18 protein-coding genes are annotated in these 14,653 nt (G+C 63.3%); 3 read left to right on the top strand and 15 right to left on the bottom strand.

The genetic code is table 11. The features are described 5' to 3' along the window. Positions 1 to 23 precede the first annotated feature (23 nt). On the top strand, positions 24 to 443 hold the full coding sequence (locus tag A9O65_RS01195; protein ID WP_064699190.1) for an OsmC family protein: 420 nt from the start codon (positions 24 to 26) through the stop codon (positions 441 to 443). Between the two features lie 151 nt (positions 444 to 594). After that, positions 595 to 1,389: an adenosylmethionine decarboxylase gene (speD, locus tag A9O65_RS01200; protein ID WP_064699189.1), complete on the top strand. Its 795-nt coding sequence runs from the start codon at positions 595 to 597 to the stop codon at positions 1,387 to 1,389. Between the two features lie 133 nt (positions 1,390 to 1,522). Here speD and coq7 read toward each other — a convergent pair whose 3' ends face one another. The 6 genes from coq7 to phaR all read right to left on the bottom strand — a co-directional run bounded on the left by coq7 (position 1,523) and on the right by phaR (position 5,936). Next, positions 1,523 to 2,167: a 2-polyprenyl-3-methyl-6-methoxy-1,4-benzoquinone monooxygenase gene (gene coq7 / locus A9O65_RS01205; RefSeq protein WP_064701125.1), complete on the bottom strand. Its 645-nt coding sequence runs from the start codon at positions 2,165 to 2,167 to the stop codon at positions 1,523 to 1,525. A 157-nt stretch (positions 2,168 to 2,324) separates the two neighbouring features. After that, positions 2,325 to 2,666 carry a histidine triad nucleotide-binding protein gene (locus A9O65_RS01210; RefSeq protein WP_064699187.1) on the bottom strand — a complete coding sequence of 114 codons (342 nt, stop codon included), beginning with the start codon at positions 2,664 to 2,666 and terminating at the stop codon, positions 2,325 to 2,327. 83 nt (positions 2,667 to 2,749) lie between these two features. Then, a complete protein-coding gene (locus A9O65_RS01215) occupies positions 2,750 to 3,622 on the bottom strand; it encodes a phosphoribulokinase (RefSeq protein WP_013333256.1) in 873 nt (290 codons plus the stop codon). Further along, entirely contained in the window at positions 3,622 to 4,056 is a 435-nt protein-coding gene (locus tag A9O65_RS01220) for an acyl-CoA thioesterase (RefSeq protein WP_064699186.1), read from the bottom strand. Before A9O65_RS01220 ends, A9O65_RS01215 begins: the two co-directional genes overlap by 1 nt. A 55-nt stretch (positions 4,057 to 4,111) precedes the next feature. Then, positions 4,112 to 5,401: a phosphoribosylamine--glycine ligase gene (purD, locus tag A9O65_RS01225; RefSeq protein ID WP_064701126.1), complete on the bottom strand. Its 1,290-nt coding sequence runs from the start codon at positions 5,399 to 5,401 to the stop codon at positions 4,112 to 4,114. A 73-nt stretch (positions 5,402 to 5,474) separates the two neighbouring features. Further along, positions 5,475 to 5,936, bottom strand: coding sequence for a polyhydroxyalkanoate synthesis repressor PhaR (gene phaR, locus A9O65_RS01230; protein ID WP_064699184.1), 462 nt, complete (start codon positions 5,934 to 5,936; stop codon positions 5,475 to 5,477). A 146-nt stretch (positions 5,937 to 6,082) separates the two neighbouring features. Here phaR and A9O65_RS01235 point away from each other — a divergent pair, with 146 nt between their 5' ends. Then, positions 6,083 to 6,796 (top strand): 16S rRNA (uracil(1498)-N(3))-methyltransferase, encoded by a 714-nt coding sequence (locus A9O65_RS01235; RefSeq protein WP_064699183.1) that lies wholly within the window; start codon positions 6,083 to 6,085, stop codon positions 6,794 to 6,796. Between the two features lie 14 nt (positions 6,797 to 6,810). Here the strand turns inward: A9O65_RS01235 and rloA3 are convergent, their stop codons facing one another. The 9 genes from rloA3 to A9O65_RS01280 all read right to left on the bottom strand — a co-directional run bounded on the left by rloA3 (position 6,811) and on the right by A9O65_RS01280 (position 14,556). Then, positions 6,811 to 7,362, bottom strand: a complete 552-nt coding sequence (gene rloA3, locus A9O65_RS01240) for a retropepsin-like aspartic peptidase RloA3 (protein WP_064699182.1) — start codon at positions 7,360 to 7,362, stop codon at positions 6,811 to 6,813. A gap of 67 nt (positions 7,363 to 7,429) precedes the next feature. Then, positions 7,430 to 8,695: a lytic murein transglycosylase gene (locus A9O65_RS01245; RefSeq protein ID WP_064699358.1), complete on the bottom strand. Its 1,266-nt coding sequence runs from the start codon at positions 8,693 to 8,695 to the stop codon at positions 7,430 to 7,432. Between the two features lie 79 nt (positions 8,696 to 8,774). Further along, positions 8,775 to 9,176: a monovalent cation/H(+) antiporter subunit G gene (gene mnhG, locus A9O65_RS01250; protein WP_064699181.1), complete on the bottom strand. Its 402-nt coding sequence runs from the start codon at positions 9,174 to 9,176 to the stop codon at positions 8,775 to 8,777. Continuing rightward, complete coding sequence (locus A9O65_RS01255) at positions 9,169 to 9,438, bottom strand: MrpF/PhaF family protein (protein ID WP_064701127.1); 270 nt, start codon at positions 9,436 to 9,438, stop codon at positions 9,169 to 9,171. Before A9O65_RS01255 ends, mnhG begins: the two co-directional genes overlap by 8 nt. A gap of 15 nt (positions 9,439 to 9,453) precedes the next feature. Next, positions 9,454 to 9,927 carry a Na+/H+ antiporter subunit E gene (locus A9O65_RS01260; protein WP_064699179.1) on the bottom strand — a complete coding sequence of 158 codons (474 nt, stop codon included), beginning with the start codon at positions 9,925 to 9,927 and terminating at the stop codon, positions 9,454 to 9,456. After that, a complete protein-coding gene (locus tag A9O65_RS01265; protein ID WP_064701128.1) occupies positions 9,924 to 11,441 on the bottom strand; it encodes a Na+/H+ antiporter subunit D in 1,518 nt (505 codons plus the stop codon). The genes A9O65_RS01260 and A9O65_RS01265 overlap by 4 nt, the downstream gene beginning before the upstream one ends. Then, entirely contained in the window at positions 11,438 to 11,785 is a 348-nt protein-coding gene (locus A9O65_RS01270) for a Na+/H+ antiporter subunit C (RefSeq protein WP_064699177.1), read from the bottom strand. Before A9O65_RS01270 ends, A9O65_RS01265 begins: the two co-directional genes overlap by 4 nt. A 10-nt stretch (positions 11,786 to 11,795) precedes the next feature. Then, a complete protein-coding gene (locus A9O65_RS01275; protein ID WP_064699176.1) occupies positions 11,796 to 12,233 on the bottom strand; it encodes a Na+/H+ antiporter subunit B in 438 nt (145 codons plus the stop codon). Further along, entirely contained in the window at positions 12,226 to 14,556 is a 2,331-nt protein-coding gene (locus A9O65_RS01280) for a putative monovalent cation/H+ antiporter subunit A (RefSeq protein ID WP_064701129.1), read from the bottom strand. The genes A9O65_RS01275 and A9O65_RS01280 overlap by 8 nt, the downstream gene beginning before the upstream one ends. Between the last annotated feature and the right edge of the window lie 97 nt (positions 14,557 to 14,653).

The following is a 14,653-nucleotide window of genomic DNA, read 5'->3' on the forward strand; positions in this document are numbered from 1 at the left end:
AATGAATAAGGATACCTTGCGCCATGAAAGCCAGCGTCAAATGGACAGACGGTCGCCAGTTCGTCGCCGAGGCCGGCAGCGGCCATAGCGTGGTGATCGACGGGCCGCCCGACCACGGCGGCCGCAACACCGGCCCGCGTCCCATGGAGATGCTGCTTATGGGCATGGGCGCCTGCACCTCCTTCGACGTCCTGGAAATCCTCGAGAAGTCCCGCGCTCCGGTATCGGACTGCGTGGCCAGCATCGAGGCCGAACGCGCCGACAGCGTGCCCAGTGTCTTCACCAAGATTCATGTGCACTTCACCGTCAGCGGCCAGGGACTCAAGGAAAAGCAGGTCAAGCGTGCCGTGGAACTCTCCGCCGAAAAATATTGCAGCGCCTCGATCATGCTGGCCAACGGCGGCGTCGACGTGACGCATTCCTTTACCATCGTCGAACAGTGAGGCACACGCCCGGGCAATACGGAAAAAAACATGGCTTGCCGGGTGCGCGCCCACCAAGGGCTGTGCATAATACGCGCCTTCACATCGCCACGCGTCTTCCGGCGCGTTCGTCGGGATGCACACCATCAGCCATATCGAAGGAGGCTCGGACGTGACCGGCAATCTCCGACTCCACGGGTTCAATAACCTGACCAGCTCCCTGAGCTTCAACATCTACGACATCTGCTACGCCAAGACCGAGGAGCAGCGGCAGGCCTACATCGATTACATCGATGAGCTCTACAATGCCGAGCGTCTCACCCAGATTCTCAAGGATGTCACCAACATCATCGGCGCCCAGGTGCTCAATATCTCCCGTCAGGATTACGAGCCCCATGGCGCCAGCGTGACCATCCTGATCGCCGAGCACGAGCTGGAAGAGGCGGCGCCCGAACAGATGGCCCCCGGCCCCGGCCCCTTGCCCGAAACCGTGGTCGCCCATCTCGACAAGAGCCACGTCACCGTCCACAGCTACCCGGAATCGCATCCCGACAACGGCATCAGCACCTTTCGCCTGGACATCGACGTTTCCACCTGTGGCCAGATCAGCCCGCTGAAGGCCCTCAACTATCTGATCCACAGCTTCGACTCCGACATCGTCACCATGGACTACCGGGTACGTGGCTTCACCCGGGACGTGGATGGCCGCAAGTTGTTCATCGATCATGACATCACGTCCATCCAGGACTACCTGGCCGAGGACACCAAGCGCGCCTACCAGATGATCGATGTCAACGTGTATCAGGAGAACATGTTCCACACCAAGATGCTGCTCAAGGACTTCGAGCTGGACAACTACCTGTTCGGCACCTCGCGACGCGACATCTCCTTCGAGGAAGCGCGCGACATCGAAGGCCGGCTACGCAAGGAAATGCTCGAGATCTTCTACTCGCGGAACCTGGACTGACCCGCTGCGGCGCGCGGGAGCTGTAAGCCTTAAGCTGTAAGCAAAAGCGAACCCCACCCTGACAAGCTCGGGGTGGGGTTCGCTTTTTAGGGTTCTTCCGGCTTCGAGCTTATGGCTCGCCCCAAAGGGGCTTTCAAAGCCTGTAGACAGACTTGGTCATCACCTTGGACATCAGCGTCATGCCGACCTTGACTGGCGCCGGGAAACGCGCCCCACCGGCTTCCAGAGCCTGATGGGCATGATGGGCCTCGTCGATGGCCATCTGGCGGAGCACCGCCCTGGAACGACGATCGCCAGGCGGCAACTTTTCCATATGCTCATCGAGATGGCGCCCCACCTGCTCCTCGGTGGCAGCCACGAACCCCAGACTGACACGATCGCCCACGGCTCCCGCCACGGCGCCTATACCGAAGGACGCAGCATAGAACATCGGATTCAGCAGGCTGGTACGGCCATCGAGTTCCTGCAGGCGGGCATCGCACCAGGCCAGGTGATCGACTTCCTCCTGAGCGGCCTCTTCCATCTGGCCACGTACCTCGGGCAGCTTGGCGGTCAAGCCTTGTCCCTGGTAGAGCGCCTGGGCACAAACCTCGCCGGTATGATTGATGCGCATCAGCCCGGCGGCATGACGTCGCTGCTCGTCGTCGAGCGCCTCGTCCTGTATCTCGTCGGTGGCAGGCGAAGGCCGCGAGGGCTGAGCTGCCCTGGGCACCAGGGTGCGCAATACGGTATCGAACTGGTGGATCAGGTCGTCGGCGCGGGAATATTGACGAGTCATGGCACCCCCTCGTGAGATCAGTCACGACATTGTAACCGAGCCATCGGCCGCGCACAGCGCCCGGAATACGAAACGCCGCCTCGCGGGCGGCGCTACGAGATGCACCCGATGCGTCGAGCACTTGCGACAGCACGGCCTGACGCCGCGCGGGTTCCGGCTATCCAGCCGGCCAAGTGAAGCGACGACCGCCCATCAGGTGCATATGAATATGATAGACCGTCTGGCCGCCCTGGTCATTGCAGTTCATCACCACCCGATAGCCATCGTCGGCGAACCCCTGCTCCTTGGCCAGATGCGCGGCGGTGTACTGCAGGCGCCCCACCAGGGCCAGATCGCCCTCTTCGATGTCGTTCAGGGTCGCAATGTGCTTTTTCGGCACCACCAGCATATGGATCGGCGCCTTGGGATCGATATCGTTGAAGGCCAGAACGTCATCGTCCTCGTAGACGATATCGGCGGGAATCTCGCGATTGATGATCTTGCAGAACAGGCAGTCCATGTCAGGCTCCAGGGGAAGGCATCGACGAAAACGCTACCCCACGAGAGTAACGGTCGAAAAGGGCGCTGTCAGTCCCGCCCGGCTCAACGAAACCGCCGCTGAGCCAGCAGGTGTCGCACCAGCGGGGCCAGGATCAGTTCCATGGCCAGCGACAGACGCGACCCGGGCACCACCAGAGTATGGGGGCGGCTCATGAAGGAGTCCTGGATCATCGCCAGCAGATACGGGAAATCCACGGTGGCTGGATCGCGAAAACGGATCACTACGAAGGATTCGGCATCGGTGGGGATGTCCTGCACCTCGAAAGGGTTGGAGGTATCCACCGTGGGCACGCGCTGGAAATTGATATGGGTCCGCGAGAACTGGGGCAGGATATAGCGCACATAGTCGTCCATGCGCCCCAGGATGGTGTCGATCACCGCTTCCTGGGTGTAACCCCGCGCCTGGATGTCACGATCGATCTTCTGGATCCACTCCAGATTCATGGTCGGCGCCACGCCCACCAGCAGGTCGACGTGTCGGGCGATGTCATGCTCGGCCGTGACCAGGCCACCGTGCAGCCCTTCGTAGAACAGCAGGTCGGTGCCCGAGGGCAGCGACTGCCATTCGGTGAAGGTCCCGACCTGGTAGCCGGCTTCGATCATCGACTTGTCTTCGGCATGGATGTAATGCCGATAGGTGCCGACGCCGTTTTCGCCATACTCCAGGAACAGCTCCTCGAGCTTGTCGAGCAGGTTGGCTTCCACCGCGAAGTGAGAGAGCTCGTCCTTGCGCTCGGGCTCCTCGCGGAACATGCGCGCCAGTTCCTGGCGGGTATAGCGATGAAAGGCATCGCCGTCGACGAAGGCCGCGTGCACATCCTCGCGGGCGAACATGCGCTCGAAGGTACGTTTCACGGTGGTCGTGCCCGCCCCGGACGAGCCGGTGACAGCGATGATCGGATACTCCCGTGACATCAGTCGTTCCCCATCAGACGGTCTGCCAGGGTAGCGGGTACCGGCGCTGGGCGTCCCGTATCGGGATCAATCAACATCAGATTGAGACGCGCGGTTGCCACGCTGCGGTCATCCGACTCGCGGCGCAGACGATGGTAGACGGCGATCGACTTGCGCGACGGCGCGGGAATGCCGGTCTCGATCATCAGGGCATCCGGCCAGCGTGACTCGGCCTGATATTGCACTGCCAGATCCGCCACCACGCAGAGATAGCCCTCCATGTCGCCCTCGGAGAGTCCCAGGCTGGCCAGGGCTTGTACGCGCGCCTCGTGCATCAGCGACACCACGGCGTCATGCCCGAGATGACGCCCGTAGTTCATGTCGGTGACACGCACCGTCAAGCCATGGCGATGACGCACATCCGCTTCAGGAAACTCGAGCCTGACGCGTTCCATGTTGCGACCTCCTGAAATGTTCTTGCGAGCGGAATATCACGCGCCCAGGTGCCTCTCAGCCGTCATCGCGCTCGATGGCGCGATGAGCGATATCACGACGATAGGCGACATCGGGCCAGTCGATCTCGGCCAGGCCGCGATAGGCCAGATCCCTGGCTGCCGAGATTCCCTCGCCCAAGGCAGTCACACAAAGCACTCGGCCGCCGGCGGTCACGACCTCTTTCCCCTCGCCGAACCGGGTTCCGGCATGGAAGACCTTGCAGCCGGTGGCGTCGGCGGCCTCGAGACCAGTGATGACATCGCCCTTGCGATACTCGCCGGGATAACCGCCGGCCGCCATCACCACGCCCACGGCATCGCGCGCGTCCCAGTCACAGGAAAGCCCGTCGAGCTTGCCTCGGGCACCGGCCAGGCACAGTTCGGCGAAATCCGAGGTCAGGCGCATCATGATCGGCTGGGTCTCGGGGTCGCCGAACCGACAGTTGTACTCGATCACCTTGGGATTGCCTTCGGCATCGATCATCAGCCCCGCATAGAGAAAGCCGGTGTAGGGATGGCCTTCCTCGGCCATGCCTCGCACCGTGGGCTCGATGATCCGGGCCATGATGCGCTCATGGACCTCGCGGGTGACCACCGGCGCCGGCGAATAGGCGCCCATGCCGCCGGTATTGGGACCGGTATCGCCATCGAGGGCACGCTTGTGGTCCTGGCTGGTCGCCATGGGCAGCACCGTGTTGCCATCTACCATGACGATGAAGCTGGCCTCCTCGCCCTCGAGGAATTCCTCGATCACCACGCGCGCACCGGCATCGCCGAAGGCATTGTCCTCGAGCATGTCGCGAATCGCCGCCTCGGCCTCGGCCTCGGTCATGGCCACGATGACGCCCTTGCCAGCCGCCAGGCCATCGGCCTTGATGACGATCGGAGCCCCCTTCTCGGCGAGATAGTCGAGCGCCGGCTCCACCGCGACGAAGGTGCGATACTCGGCGGAAGGAATCGCATGGCGTGCCAGAAAATCCTTGGTGAAGGCCTTGGATCCTTCGAGCTGAGCCGCGCCGGCCGTGGGGCCGAAGATTGTCAGCCCGGCCTCACGGAACCGGTCCACCACGCCGTCGACGAGCGGCGCCTCGGGGCCGACGATCGTCAAATCGATGTCCTCGTCGCGCGCGAAGGCCACCAGGCCATCCAGGTCGTCGACGCCGATCGCCACGTTTTCGAGCCCCGGCTCACGGGCGGTGCCGGCATTGCCCGGGGCCACGTGGACGGACTCGACCCGAGCCGACTGGGCGACCTTCCAGGCCAGGGCGTGTTCGCGGCCACCGCCGCCGATGATCAGAACCTTCATCCGCTGCTCTACCTCAATACCTCGGGGAAACGTCGCGGCATTATGTCAGAAACTCGCCGCGACCGCCGCCCGATCACGACTTGTCGTTGTCGTCGTCGTCCTGCTTGTTGCGGTTGCCACCAAGATTCTGCTGCCAGAAACGCATGTTCTCCTCGGCCAGCTCGCGCATCAGCTCCATGGGCGTGTGCCGCATGGCCTGCTGCCACTGGTCCTGCATGTGCTTCTGCTGTTCCAGCATCAGGCGAGTCCCCTGCTCCAGGTAACGCGCCAGGGGCAGCGGCTTGGCCATGTCGTAGACCCGGATGAACTGGGCCAGCAGGTCGTTGGAAAAGACTTCAGCCTCGCCATCGGCCTGCTCCTGCTCGATGATGATCGAAAGCAGGATGGTACGCGTCAGATCCTCGCCGGACTTGGCGTCCTCAACCCGGAAAGGTACCTCGTCGAGCACCAGGCTACGCAGGTCCTCAAGGGTTACATAGCGGCTCTGTTCGGTATCATAGAGCCGACGGTTGGCATACTTGCGTATCACGCGCACGGCGCTGCTCCTTGTCATTGTCGACTGGGCGATCGCCCTTCATCCAAGTATTGTGCACCGCGCCACCCACCATGCAAGGCACCCGGGGAAAATCGGCAAGCGCCGCCAGGGTCCCTTCCATCCACCACAAGGTATCACGAGACGCCATGAACCTGATCCTGCTCTCGCCCGAGGACCTCGAGACCGGGCAACTGGCCCGGGTCCGCGACCCTCGCCGACTGGCGCATCTCCGCGACGTGCATCGAGCGCGCGTCGGCGACACCCTGACACTGGGGATCGAAAACGGTCTCCTGGGACGCGGCACCCTGCTCGAGCACCGCGACGACGAGGCTCTGTTCGATGTCAGCGGTCTCGGGGAAGCACCACCGCCAGCCTTGCCGGTTCACCTGGTCCTGGCACTGCCTCGCCCGCGCATGCTGGCACGCAGCCTCGAGCACGCCACGGCCCTGGGCGTGAAATCCCTGACCCTGCTCAATACCCGTCGCGTGGAAAAGAGCTACTGGCAGTCGCCAGAACTCGGCGCAGACAAGATCCATCGCCACCTGGTCCTCGGTCTCGAGCAGGCGCGCGATACCCGATTACCCGAAGTGACGCTGGCCAAGGGCTTCCGCCCCTTCGTCGAGGACCACCTGCCGGAACTGCTGGCATCTCGCCGCGGGCTGGTGGCACACCCCGGCATGCCGGAGGCCTGCCCACGCGGCGTCGATGAACCGACTCTCCTGGTCGTCGGCCCGGAGGGCGGTTTCATTCCCTGGGAAGTCGACAAGCTCCTCGAGGCAGGGTGTCAAGGCGTGCACCTGGGGCCTCGCATCCTGCGGGTGGAAACCGCCGTCACCGCCCTGCTGGCACGCCTTGCCTGAAGACCGACGAGGGCTCACTCCTCGTCGGGGTCGAAAGCCACCAGCGGCGAGTCGGTATCGCAATCCGGCTCGGTGGTGAAGGTCTCGCGCACATCCAGCACGCCGAGATGGCCGATGGAGCGACGGCCCAGCAGCATCGGGTAATTCATTTCCTCGCGATTGCGCAGGCTGAACTGCTCCTCGTAGCGTGTATCTCCCACGCAGACCTCGAGCAGCACCACCGGCCGCTCGTCCCGACCGCCCGCACCGCGCACCGTCAGGTCGCGATAGAGCGGACGTTCCAGACGCTCGGAGAAACGCTCGCCATTGGCCTCGTTCTCGAGCTTGAGTCGGAAGCTCACCCACTCCTCGCCGTCCTTCTCGAAGACCTCGATGTCACGAGCATCCAGCGACGAGGTCAACGCACCGCTATCCAGCTTGGCCTTGATCTCCACATTCCCGGGCTCGAGCGTGACCTTCTCCACCCAGCCAAGCGGCTGATCCGCGTCATGCTGCTCATCGGCGGCCATCGCCCACGAGGAGCACAACACCAAGGACAACAGCAGAGGACGAAGCATCGCATTCATGAAGGGCTCTCCTTGATCGTAACGACGACGTACTATCTATTTGCCGTGCTATTCCATGCCATGCGTGTCAGCGACGCAGGCGCTCGAGCAACGCCTTGGTCGCGAAACCATCGGGCGTCACACCGATCTGTCGCTGAAAGGCACGCAGCCCACGACGGGTATTCGGCCCCAGAATGCCGTCGGGAGTTCCCACGTCGAAGCCTCGATCGTCGAGACGCTGTTGCATCTCGCGCACCTCGCTGCGTTTCAGGGGCGGCTGCTCGCGTGGCCAGTCACCCTGAATGCCATCGCGTCCGGCGATCCTGTCACTCAGCGTTGCCACCGCAAGCGCGTAACTGGTGGCATTGTTGTAACGCAGGATGGTCCGGAAGTTGTGGCCAACCAGGAAGGCCGGCCCCTGAGCACCGGCCGGGGTGATCACCGAGGCCGAGGCAAGGTCGGGTAGCGGCTGGCCATCCCAGGAACGCACGCCGGCCGCCGCCCACTCGGCACTGGAACGCCGGATATCGGGCTCAGTCAGGGTATAATCGAAACCTTGTGGCAGGCGCACCTCGGTCCCCCAAGGCTCGCCTTCCCGCCATCCAGCCTCGTCGAGATAATTCGCCGTGGAGGCCAGGACATCGGCGATGTTGCTCCAGATATCCCGGCGACCGTCACCGTCACCGTCCACGGCATGGGCCAGGAAGCTGGAGGGAATGAACTGGGTATGCCCCATGGCACCGGCCCAGGAGCCTTTCATGCGTTCCGGGGAAATATCGCCGGCCTCGATGATGCGCAGAGCGGCAAGCAGCTCGCCTCTGGCGAAGTCACGGCGGCGGCCGTCATGGGCCAGCGTGGCCAGCGCTTCCAGAGTCGAGAAGTCACCGAGATAGTCGCCGTAGCTGCTCTCGATGCCCCAGATGGCCACCAGGACCTCGCTGGGCACCCCGTATCGCTCGCTCATCTGACGAGCCGTATCGCGGTATTCGGCCAGGCGCTCGCGCCCATTGCTGACGCGCGACGCCGACACGGCACTGTCGAGATACTCCCAGATCGGTCTCACGAACTCCGGCTGAGAGCCATCCAGCTCGATGACCCGGGGTTGATAGCGCAGCCCATCCAGGGCGCGCGCGAGGGTCGTCTCGTCGATGCCCTCGGCACGGGCCTGGCGACGAAAGTTCGCCAGCCAGGCCTCGAAGGATTCTTTCTCCGCTTCGGTCACGGAGGCCCCACTGGTCGATCCGGCGTTTTCCGAGGTCGTGGAAGACTCGGCCCGGGCATCCCGGGGCTGGGTGCTCTGGCAGCCGACCAGGGCAGCACACAAGATGGCGAGGGGGAGCAGCTTGAGCGTCATGGCATCGCATTCCTTGGCGGTGTCGGCCCCGATCATCGCCTACAAAGGGCACCGGGCGCCAGCCCATCGCGCCATCTCGTCACTTTTCCCGATCCGACACATCGGCCTGGTCGCCTCGTTCGCTGTCCAGCCCACTGTCCAGCCGGTGACTCAGCGGATCGTAATGCGGCTTGAGTTCATCCTTCAGGGTGCCATCCCATAGGCGTGCGCCGACAAAATAGCCGGCACGCCCGATGGCATGGGCCGCCACGGGCGCGGTCATCATGATGAACAGGATGATCCCGAAGGCCCTGGCCACCACGGCCTCCTCGGCGAAGTGCAGGGCCACTGCCAGCATGACCAGCGACACGCCAAGGGTCGCCGCCTTGGTCGTCGCGTGCATGCGGGTCAGCAAATCGGGCAACCGCAGTACGCCGAGCGCGGCCAGGCACATGAAGGCGGCGCCGATCAGAGTCAGGCCCGCGACGAACCACTCAATCATCACGCGGCCCTCCCCGCTCGAGAAAACGCGCAAATCCGATCGTCGCCATGAACCCCATCAACGCCACGACGATGGCGACATCCAGCAACAGGGCTACATCGGCGGCAATGGCTACCACCCCGATGATGCCGACGAGAATCGAGGAAAACAGCTCCAGGGCCACCACCCGGTCGGGCAGACTCGGGCCACGAAACAGGCGAATGAAGGTCAGGCAGAGTGCCAATGCCATTACCGCCAGACTGATCAGAACCATGGTCGACATGCAGAACCTCTCTTGCTAGCGAAACAGCGCCAGGGCTCGACGCTCCAGCTCGGCCAGGCTACGCCTGAGCGCCGGCTCGTCATCGAGAAACATGGCGTGGATGTACAACACCCGGCGGTCATCGGACACATCCAGGCTCAGGGTGCCCGGCGTCAACGAGATCAGATTGGCCACAAAGGCGATCTCGACCTCCGTCCGGGCTTCCAGCGGCATGGCGATGACCCCCGGCTTCATGTACCAGGGTGGCGTGACGATGTCATACGACACCTTGAAATTGGCCATCACCAGTTCCTTGAGAAAAAAGCCGACGAAACGCACCAGGCGAGGCAAGCGCTGGGCATAGCCCGACAGTGCCGGCACCTGGGGCTGAATCAGCGCCAGCACGAGGTACCCGAAGACCAGCCCCGCCAGCAGGTTGCCGCCGCTGAAGTCGCCGGTCAGCACGACCCAGGCCAGCCCCAGCAGCAAGTTCCAGACCACGCCGATCATCGCTCCCCTCCCCTGACATCGCCGAGCACGGCTTCGATGTAACGCTCCGGCGACAGCAACTGACCGGCCGAGGCCTCGGCAAGGGCGTACAGCGGACCGGCATTGAACCCGATGAACAGGGTACAGAGCGCCAGTCCCGCCACCGGCGTCACCATCAACCACAGCTCGCCGCGCCCGATGGCCTGATCTGGCGCCTCATCGTCCTCGCGCGGATTGGCCTTCCAGAACACTTCGGACCAGAGCTTGACCATCGAATACAACGTCAACAGCCCCACCAGCAGGGCGATGAAGGTCACGCCATAGGCGCCCGCCTCAAGGCCGGCACGAATCACGATGAACTTGGCGAAAAAACCCGACAAGGGCGGCATCCCGGCCAGCGACAGGGCCGAAATCAGAAACAGCACCGCCAGCCACGGGTGCTGACGATACAAACCGCCCAATGCCTCGAGGCGATAGCTGCCTTGCAGCCGGTGCACGATACCGCTGATCAGAAACAGGTTGGCCTTCACGATGATGTGGTGCGCGATGTAGAAGACCCCACCGATGATCGCCAAGGGCGTGAACAGGGCCAGTCCCAGGATCATGTAGCCGATCTGGCTGACGATGTGAAACGACAGGACACGCCGAAACTCGAACTGCGCCGCAGCACCCAGCACCCCGGACAGCATGGTCAGACCGGCACCCCACAACAGGATTTCATGGGTATAGCCCGGATCATGATGGAAGATCAGCGTGAAGACCCGATAAAGGGCATAGACACCCACCTTGGTCAACAGGCCGGCAAACAGTGCCGATACCGCCACCGGCGGCGTGTGGTAGGCCGCCGGCAACCAGAAGAACAACGGAAATGCCGCCGCCTTGATGCCGAAGGCAACCAGAAACATCATCGCCAGCGCATCGACCATGCCGTTGCCGTCGAGCCTGGGCAGTCGCTGGGCGATATCGGCCATGTTGAGAGTGCCGACCATGCTGTACAGCAACCCCACCGCGATCAGGAAGATCACCGACGACACCAGGTTGAGCGTGACGTACTTGATCGCCCCTTCCATCTGCGGCTTCTCGCTGCCCAGGGTGAGCAGCGCGAAGGAAGCCACCAGCATCACCTCGAACCAGACATAGAGGTTGAAAATGTCGCCGGTGAGAAAGGCGCCCGCCACCCCGGCCAGCAACAAGTGCATCAGCGGAAAGTAGCCGAAGGCCTCGTGGCCACGACCCGTGGTGGCCAGCGAGAACATCGCCACCGCGAATCCGATGATCCCGGTCAACACCACCATGATGGCGCCCAGCAGATCGGCGACCAGGCTGATACCGAAGGGAGCCTGCCAGTCTCCCATCTGCATCACCAGGATGCCGTCACGACTCACCGAGACCAGCAACCAGATGCTGGTGAGCAGCAAGCCAGCGGTGCCGAGCACGGCAATGAAACGCTGCATGCCACGGGACCGCCAGAACACCAGCGACACGGCACCGGCCAGCAGAGGGATCAGGATGGGCAATGCAATCTGAGGGGTCACGTGTCGGTATCCTTCATCCGATCGAGATCATCGGCACGCACGACCTCCCAGGCTCGGCGTACCAGCACCACAGCAAAGGACAAGACGCCAAAGGCAATGACGATGGCCGTGAGTACCAATGCCTGTGGTAGCGGGTCAGCCACGGCCCCCGCTGGTGCCGATAGTCCCTTCGGCACCAGCGGCGGGGCACCGCGCACCATCCCCGCCATGGAGAAGATCAGCAGGTTGGCGGCATTGGAAAGCAGCATCAAGCCAATCACCAGCTTGACGATGGAGCGGCGCAGCATCATGTAGATCGCCGTGGCGAAGAGCACGCCGATCGTCACTGCCATCAGAGATTCCATGACTCTCTCCTCAATCTCGCGAATCGTCGGCATGATCCGTATCGACCAGCGCGGTGATCGCCGTCAGCACCGAACCGACGACCGCCAGATAGACCCCGATATCGAAGATCAACGGCGTGGAGGCCTTGAAGTCGATGACCGGAATCGTCCACCACTGGGAAGTGAAGAAGGGCTCCCCCATCCACCAGGCCGGCAGGGTCGAGAGCACACCGAACAACAACCCCATGGCGACCAGATCGCGGGGCGATACCTTGAGCATCTTGCTCAAAGCACCGCGGCCGTAGGCGAAGAAGTAGAGCGTGAAGGCCCCGGACGCCACCAGGCCAGCGATGAAACCGCCGCCCGGCTCGTCATGGCCACGCAACAGCAGGAACACGGAGAACAACAGTTGCAGGGGCAGCAGCAGGCGTGCCGCCACACTGAGGATCAGGGTGCCGGATCTAACCATTGTTTCCCCTCCTGCCGGACTGACCGTGGCCGGCATCGTATTCGGCGGCATGGAAACGCAGCATCGCATGGACGCCGATCGCGGCCAGCGCCAGTACGAACATCTCGCCCAGCGTATCGAGCGCCCGGAAATCCACCAGAATGACATTGACGATGTTATGGCCATGGGCCAGGGGCTGACTGTTGGCCACCATGTAGTCGGAGATGCGCGGCAGGCGCTCGCCGTTCAGCACCGACAGCATCAGTAGCGTCATCAGCGTACCGAAACTGCCGGCCACCACCAGGTCACGCCAACGCTCCGCCGGAGCGGACAGGGTGGCAAATCGCGGCAAGCGGAAGAGCACCAGCACCAGCAAGACCACGGTCAGGGTCTCCACTAGCAATTGTGTGATGGCCAGGTCCGGGGCGCTGAACAGCACGAAGATCAAGGCAATGGAGAAACCCATGATGCCCACGGCAGCCACGGCGGCCAGTCGCGAGCGCATCACGCAGGCCGCCAGGGCGCCGGCAATCATCAGCCCTGCCACCACCACTTCGTGGAAGTAGGCATCGATTGACATCTCGATATCCAGCGGGTGGCGAACGAGCAGCGCATGACCGACCAGCCCCAGCAGGACCAGCAGCGTCATCACCAGATAATTGCGAACATAGCCGTTCTGGAGGCACCGGGTCTGCCACTCGGCAACCCACACCATGCCGGCCATCAGCTTCTCGTAACCGCGTTCTGGACCTCGATGGATGAGCGGATCGAGCCAGGCCAGTCGCCGGCGGACCCCATCCCAGTATCGAAAGACCAGAAGCCCCAGCACCAGGCTCGCCATCGACAGCAAGAGCGGCAGGTTGATGCCATGCCAGAGCGCCAAGTGCACATTCGCTTCGACGGCGCCCAGGCCGTTCACGGTGACCTCCACCAGGGTATCGAGGGTGCCGGGAGCCAGGCCGAACAGCAAGGAAAGCGCCGCCAACAAGGCTGGCCCAACGAGCATGCCAGCCGGTGCTTCATGAGGTGTCTTCGGGGTCTCGACGCGCGGCCCGAAGAACGGCTTCAGTAGCACGATGGTCGCCACCGCAAGCGTCAGAAAGGCGCCAGTGAAGGCCAGCAGCAGAATCAGCCCGCCATAGTGATCGGCGGCGAGAACCGATTTCAGCATCAACTCCTTGCCGAGAAACCCCAACAGCGGCGGCAGGCCCGCCAGCGACAACGACGCCACGCAGGCCACCACTGCCGTTCGCGGCATCACGCGGCGCAACCCGCCCATGGCCGTGACATCCTTGGTCCCGGTCTCGTGATCGACAATACCGGCCACCATGAACAAGGCGCCCTTGTACAGCGAGTGGGCCAGCAGAAAGACGACGAAGGCGACCAGCGCCCCTTCGGTACCGAGCCCCAGCAGCATGGTCAGCGTCCCCAGCGCCATCACCGTGGAGTAGGCCAGCAGCAGCTTGATATTGATGCTGCGAATGGCCAGGAAGGCACCGGTCAGCATGGTCACGGCCCCCACCAGCGAAAGCGTCACCTCCCAGAGCTCGGTTCCCCCCAGTGCCGGGTGCAGGCGTGCCAGCAGATAGACTCCGGCCTTGACCATGGTGGCGGAGTGCAGGTAGGCCGAGACCGGCGTGGGCGCGGCCATGGCATTGGGCAACCAGAAATGGAAGGGGAACTGGGCCGACTTGGTAAAGGCGCCGATCAGGATGCAGAGCAACATCGGCGTATAGAGCTCATGACCGGTGAGCTGCCCGCCTCGCTCGTTGAGCACGGCCAGCGACCAGCTGTCGCCGGCCTGGGCGAGCATGACGAACCCCGCCAGCAGCGCCAGCCCGCCTCCGACGGTGACGAAGAGCCCCTGCTGGGCCGACTTGCGGGCCACGGGATCGGTATGATGGAAGCCGATCAACAGGTAGGACGTGATGCTGGTGAGTTCCCAGAAGACGAACAACGCCACCAGATTATCGGCCAGCACCAGGCCCAGCATCGACATCATGAAGGCGGTGATCACCACCAGAAAGCGCGGCAGGTCACACTCTCCCTTCAGGTACTCTCCCGCATAGACCAGCACCAGCGTGCCGATCACGGTGATCAGCATGGCGAACAACCAGGACAGGCCATCGATCAGGAAGGTCAGGGTGATATCCAGCCCCGGCACCCAGGCCCACTCCAGCAGGAGCGACTCGCCATCGGCAAGAACCGGCCACAGGCTGGCAAGCCACACGGCGAAGGCCGCCGGCAACATGGCCATCAACAAGGGTGTCCTGGCCCCGAAGCCACGATGGAGCAGCGGCGCCAGCCCCGCCACCACAAAACCTGCCAGTATCGCCAGTTGCATGCCGCCACCCCCAGCCGACCGAGCGTACTCAAAACCAGGCCCGACTCTAGAGCGACTCGTGACCCCGAGGCAAGAGAGGGCACGATACTTTACCTTT

It is taken from the genome of Halomonas caseinilytica (assembly GCF_001662305.1).
In the GTDB taxonomy this organism is placed as follows: Bacteria; Pseudomonadota; Gammaproteobacteria; order Pseudomonadales; family Halomonadaceae; genus Halomonas; species Halomonas caseinilytica.

Coding starts and splice junctions, on each gene's coding strand:
- rloA3 (WP_064699182.1), bottom strand. CDS start 7,362: ATGAATGCGATGCTTCGTCCTCTGCTGTTGTCCTTGGTGTTGTGCTCC.
- A9O65_RS01260 (WP_064699179.1), bottom strand. CDS start 9,927: ATGATCGGCGTGGTCTGGAACTTGCTGCTGGGGCTGGCCTGGGTCGTG.
- A9O65_RS01280 (WP_064701129.1), bottom strand. CDS start 14,556: ATGCAACTGGCGATACTGGCAGGTTTTGTGGTGGCGGGGCTGGCGCCG.
- A9O65_RS01215 (WP_013333256.1), bottom strand. CDS start 3,622: ATGTCACGGGAGTATCCGATCATCGCTGTCACCGGCTCGTCCGGGGCG.
- coq7 (WP_064701125.1), bottom strand. CDS start 2,167: ATGACTCGTCAATATTCCCGCGCCGACGACCTGATCCACCAGTTCGAT.
- mnhG (WP_064699181.1), bottom strand. CDS start 9,176: ATGATTGAGTGGTTCGTCGCGGGCCTGACTCTGATCGGCGCCGCCTTC.
- A9O65_RS01235 (WP_064699183.1), top strand. CDS start 6,083: ATGAACCTGATCCTGCTCTCGCCCGAGGACCTCGAGACCGGGCAACTG.
- A9O65_RS01195 (WP_064699190.1), top strand. CDS start 24: ATGAAAGCCAGCGTCAAATGGACAGACGGTCGCCAGTTCGTCGCCGAG.
- purD (WP_064701126.1), bottom strand. CDS start 5,401: ATGAAGGTTCTGATCATCGGCGGCGGTGGCCGCGAACACGCCCTGGCC.
- A9O65_RS01210 (WP_064699187.1), bottom strand. CDS start 2,666: ATGGACTGCCTGTTCTGCAAGATCATCAATCGCGAGATTCCCGCCGAT.
- A9O65_RS01220 (WP_064699186.1), bottom strand. CDS start 4,056: ATGGAACGCGTCAGGCTCGAGTTTCCTGAAGCGGATGTGCGTCATCGC.
- A9O65_RS01270 (WP_064699177.1), bottom strand. CDS start 11,785: ATGGAATCTCTGATGGCAGTGACGATCGGCGTGCTCTTCGCCACGGCG.
- A9O65_RS01255 (WP_064701127.1), bottom strand. CDS start 9,438: ATGTCGACCATGGTTCTGATCAGTCTGGCGGTAATGGCATTGGCACTC.
- A9O65_RS01275 (WP_064699176.1), bottom strand. CDS start 12,233: ATGGTTAGATCCGGCACCCTGATCCTCAGTGTGGCGGCACGCCTGCTG.
- A9O65_RS01245 (WP_064699358.1), bottom strand. CDS start 8,695: ATGACGCTCAAGCTGCTCCCCCTCGCCATCTTGTGTGCTGCCCTGGTC.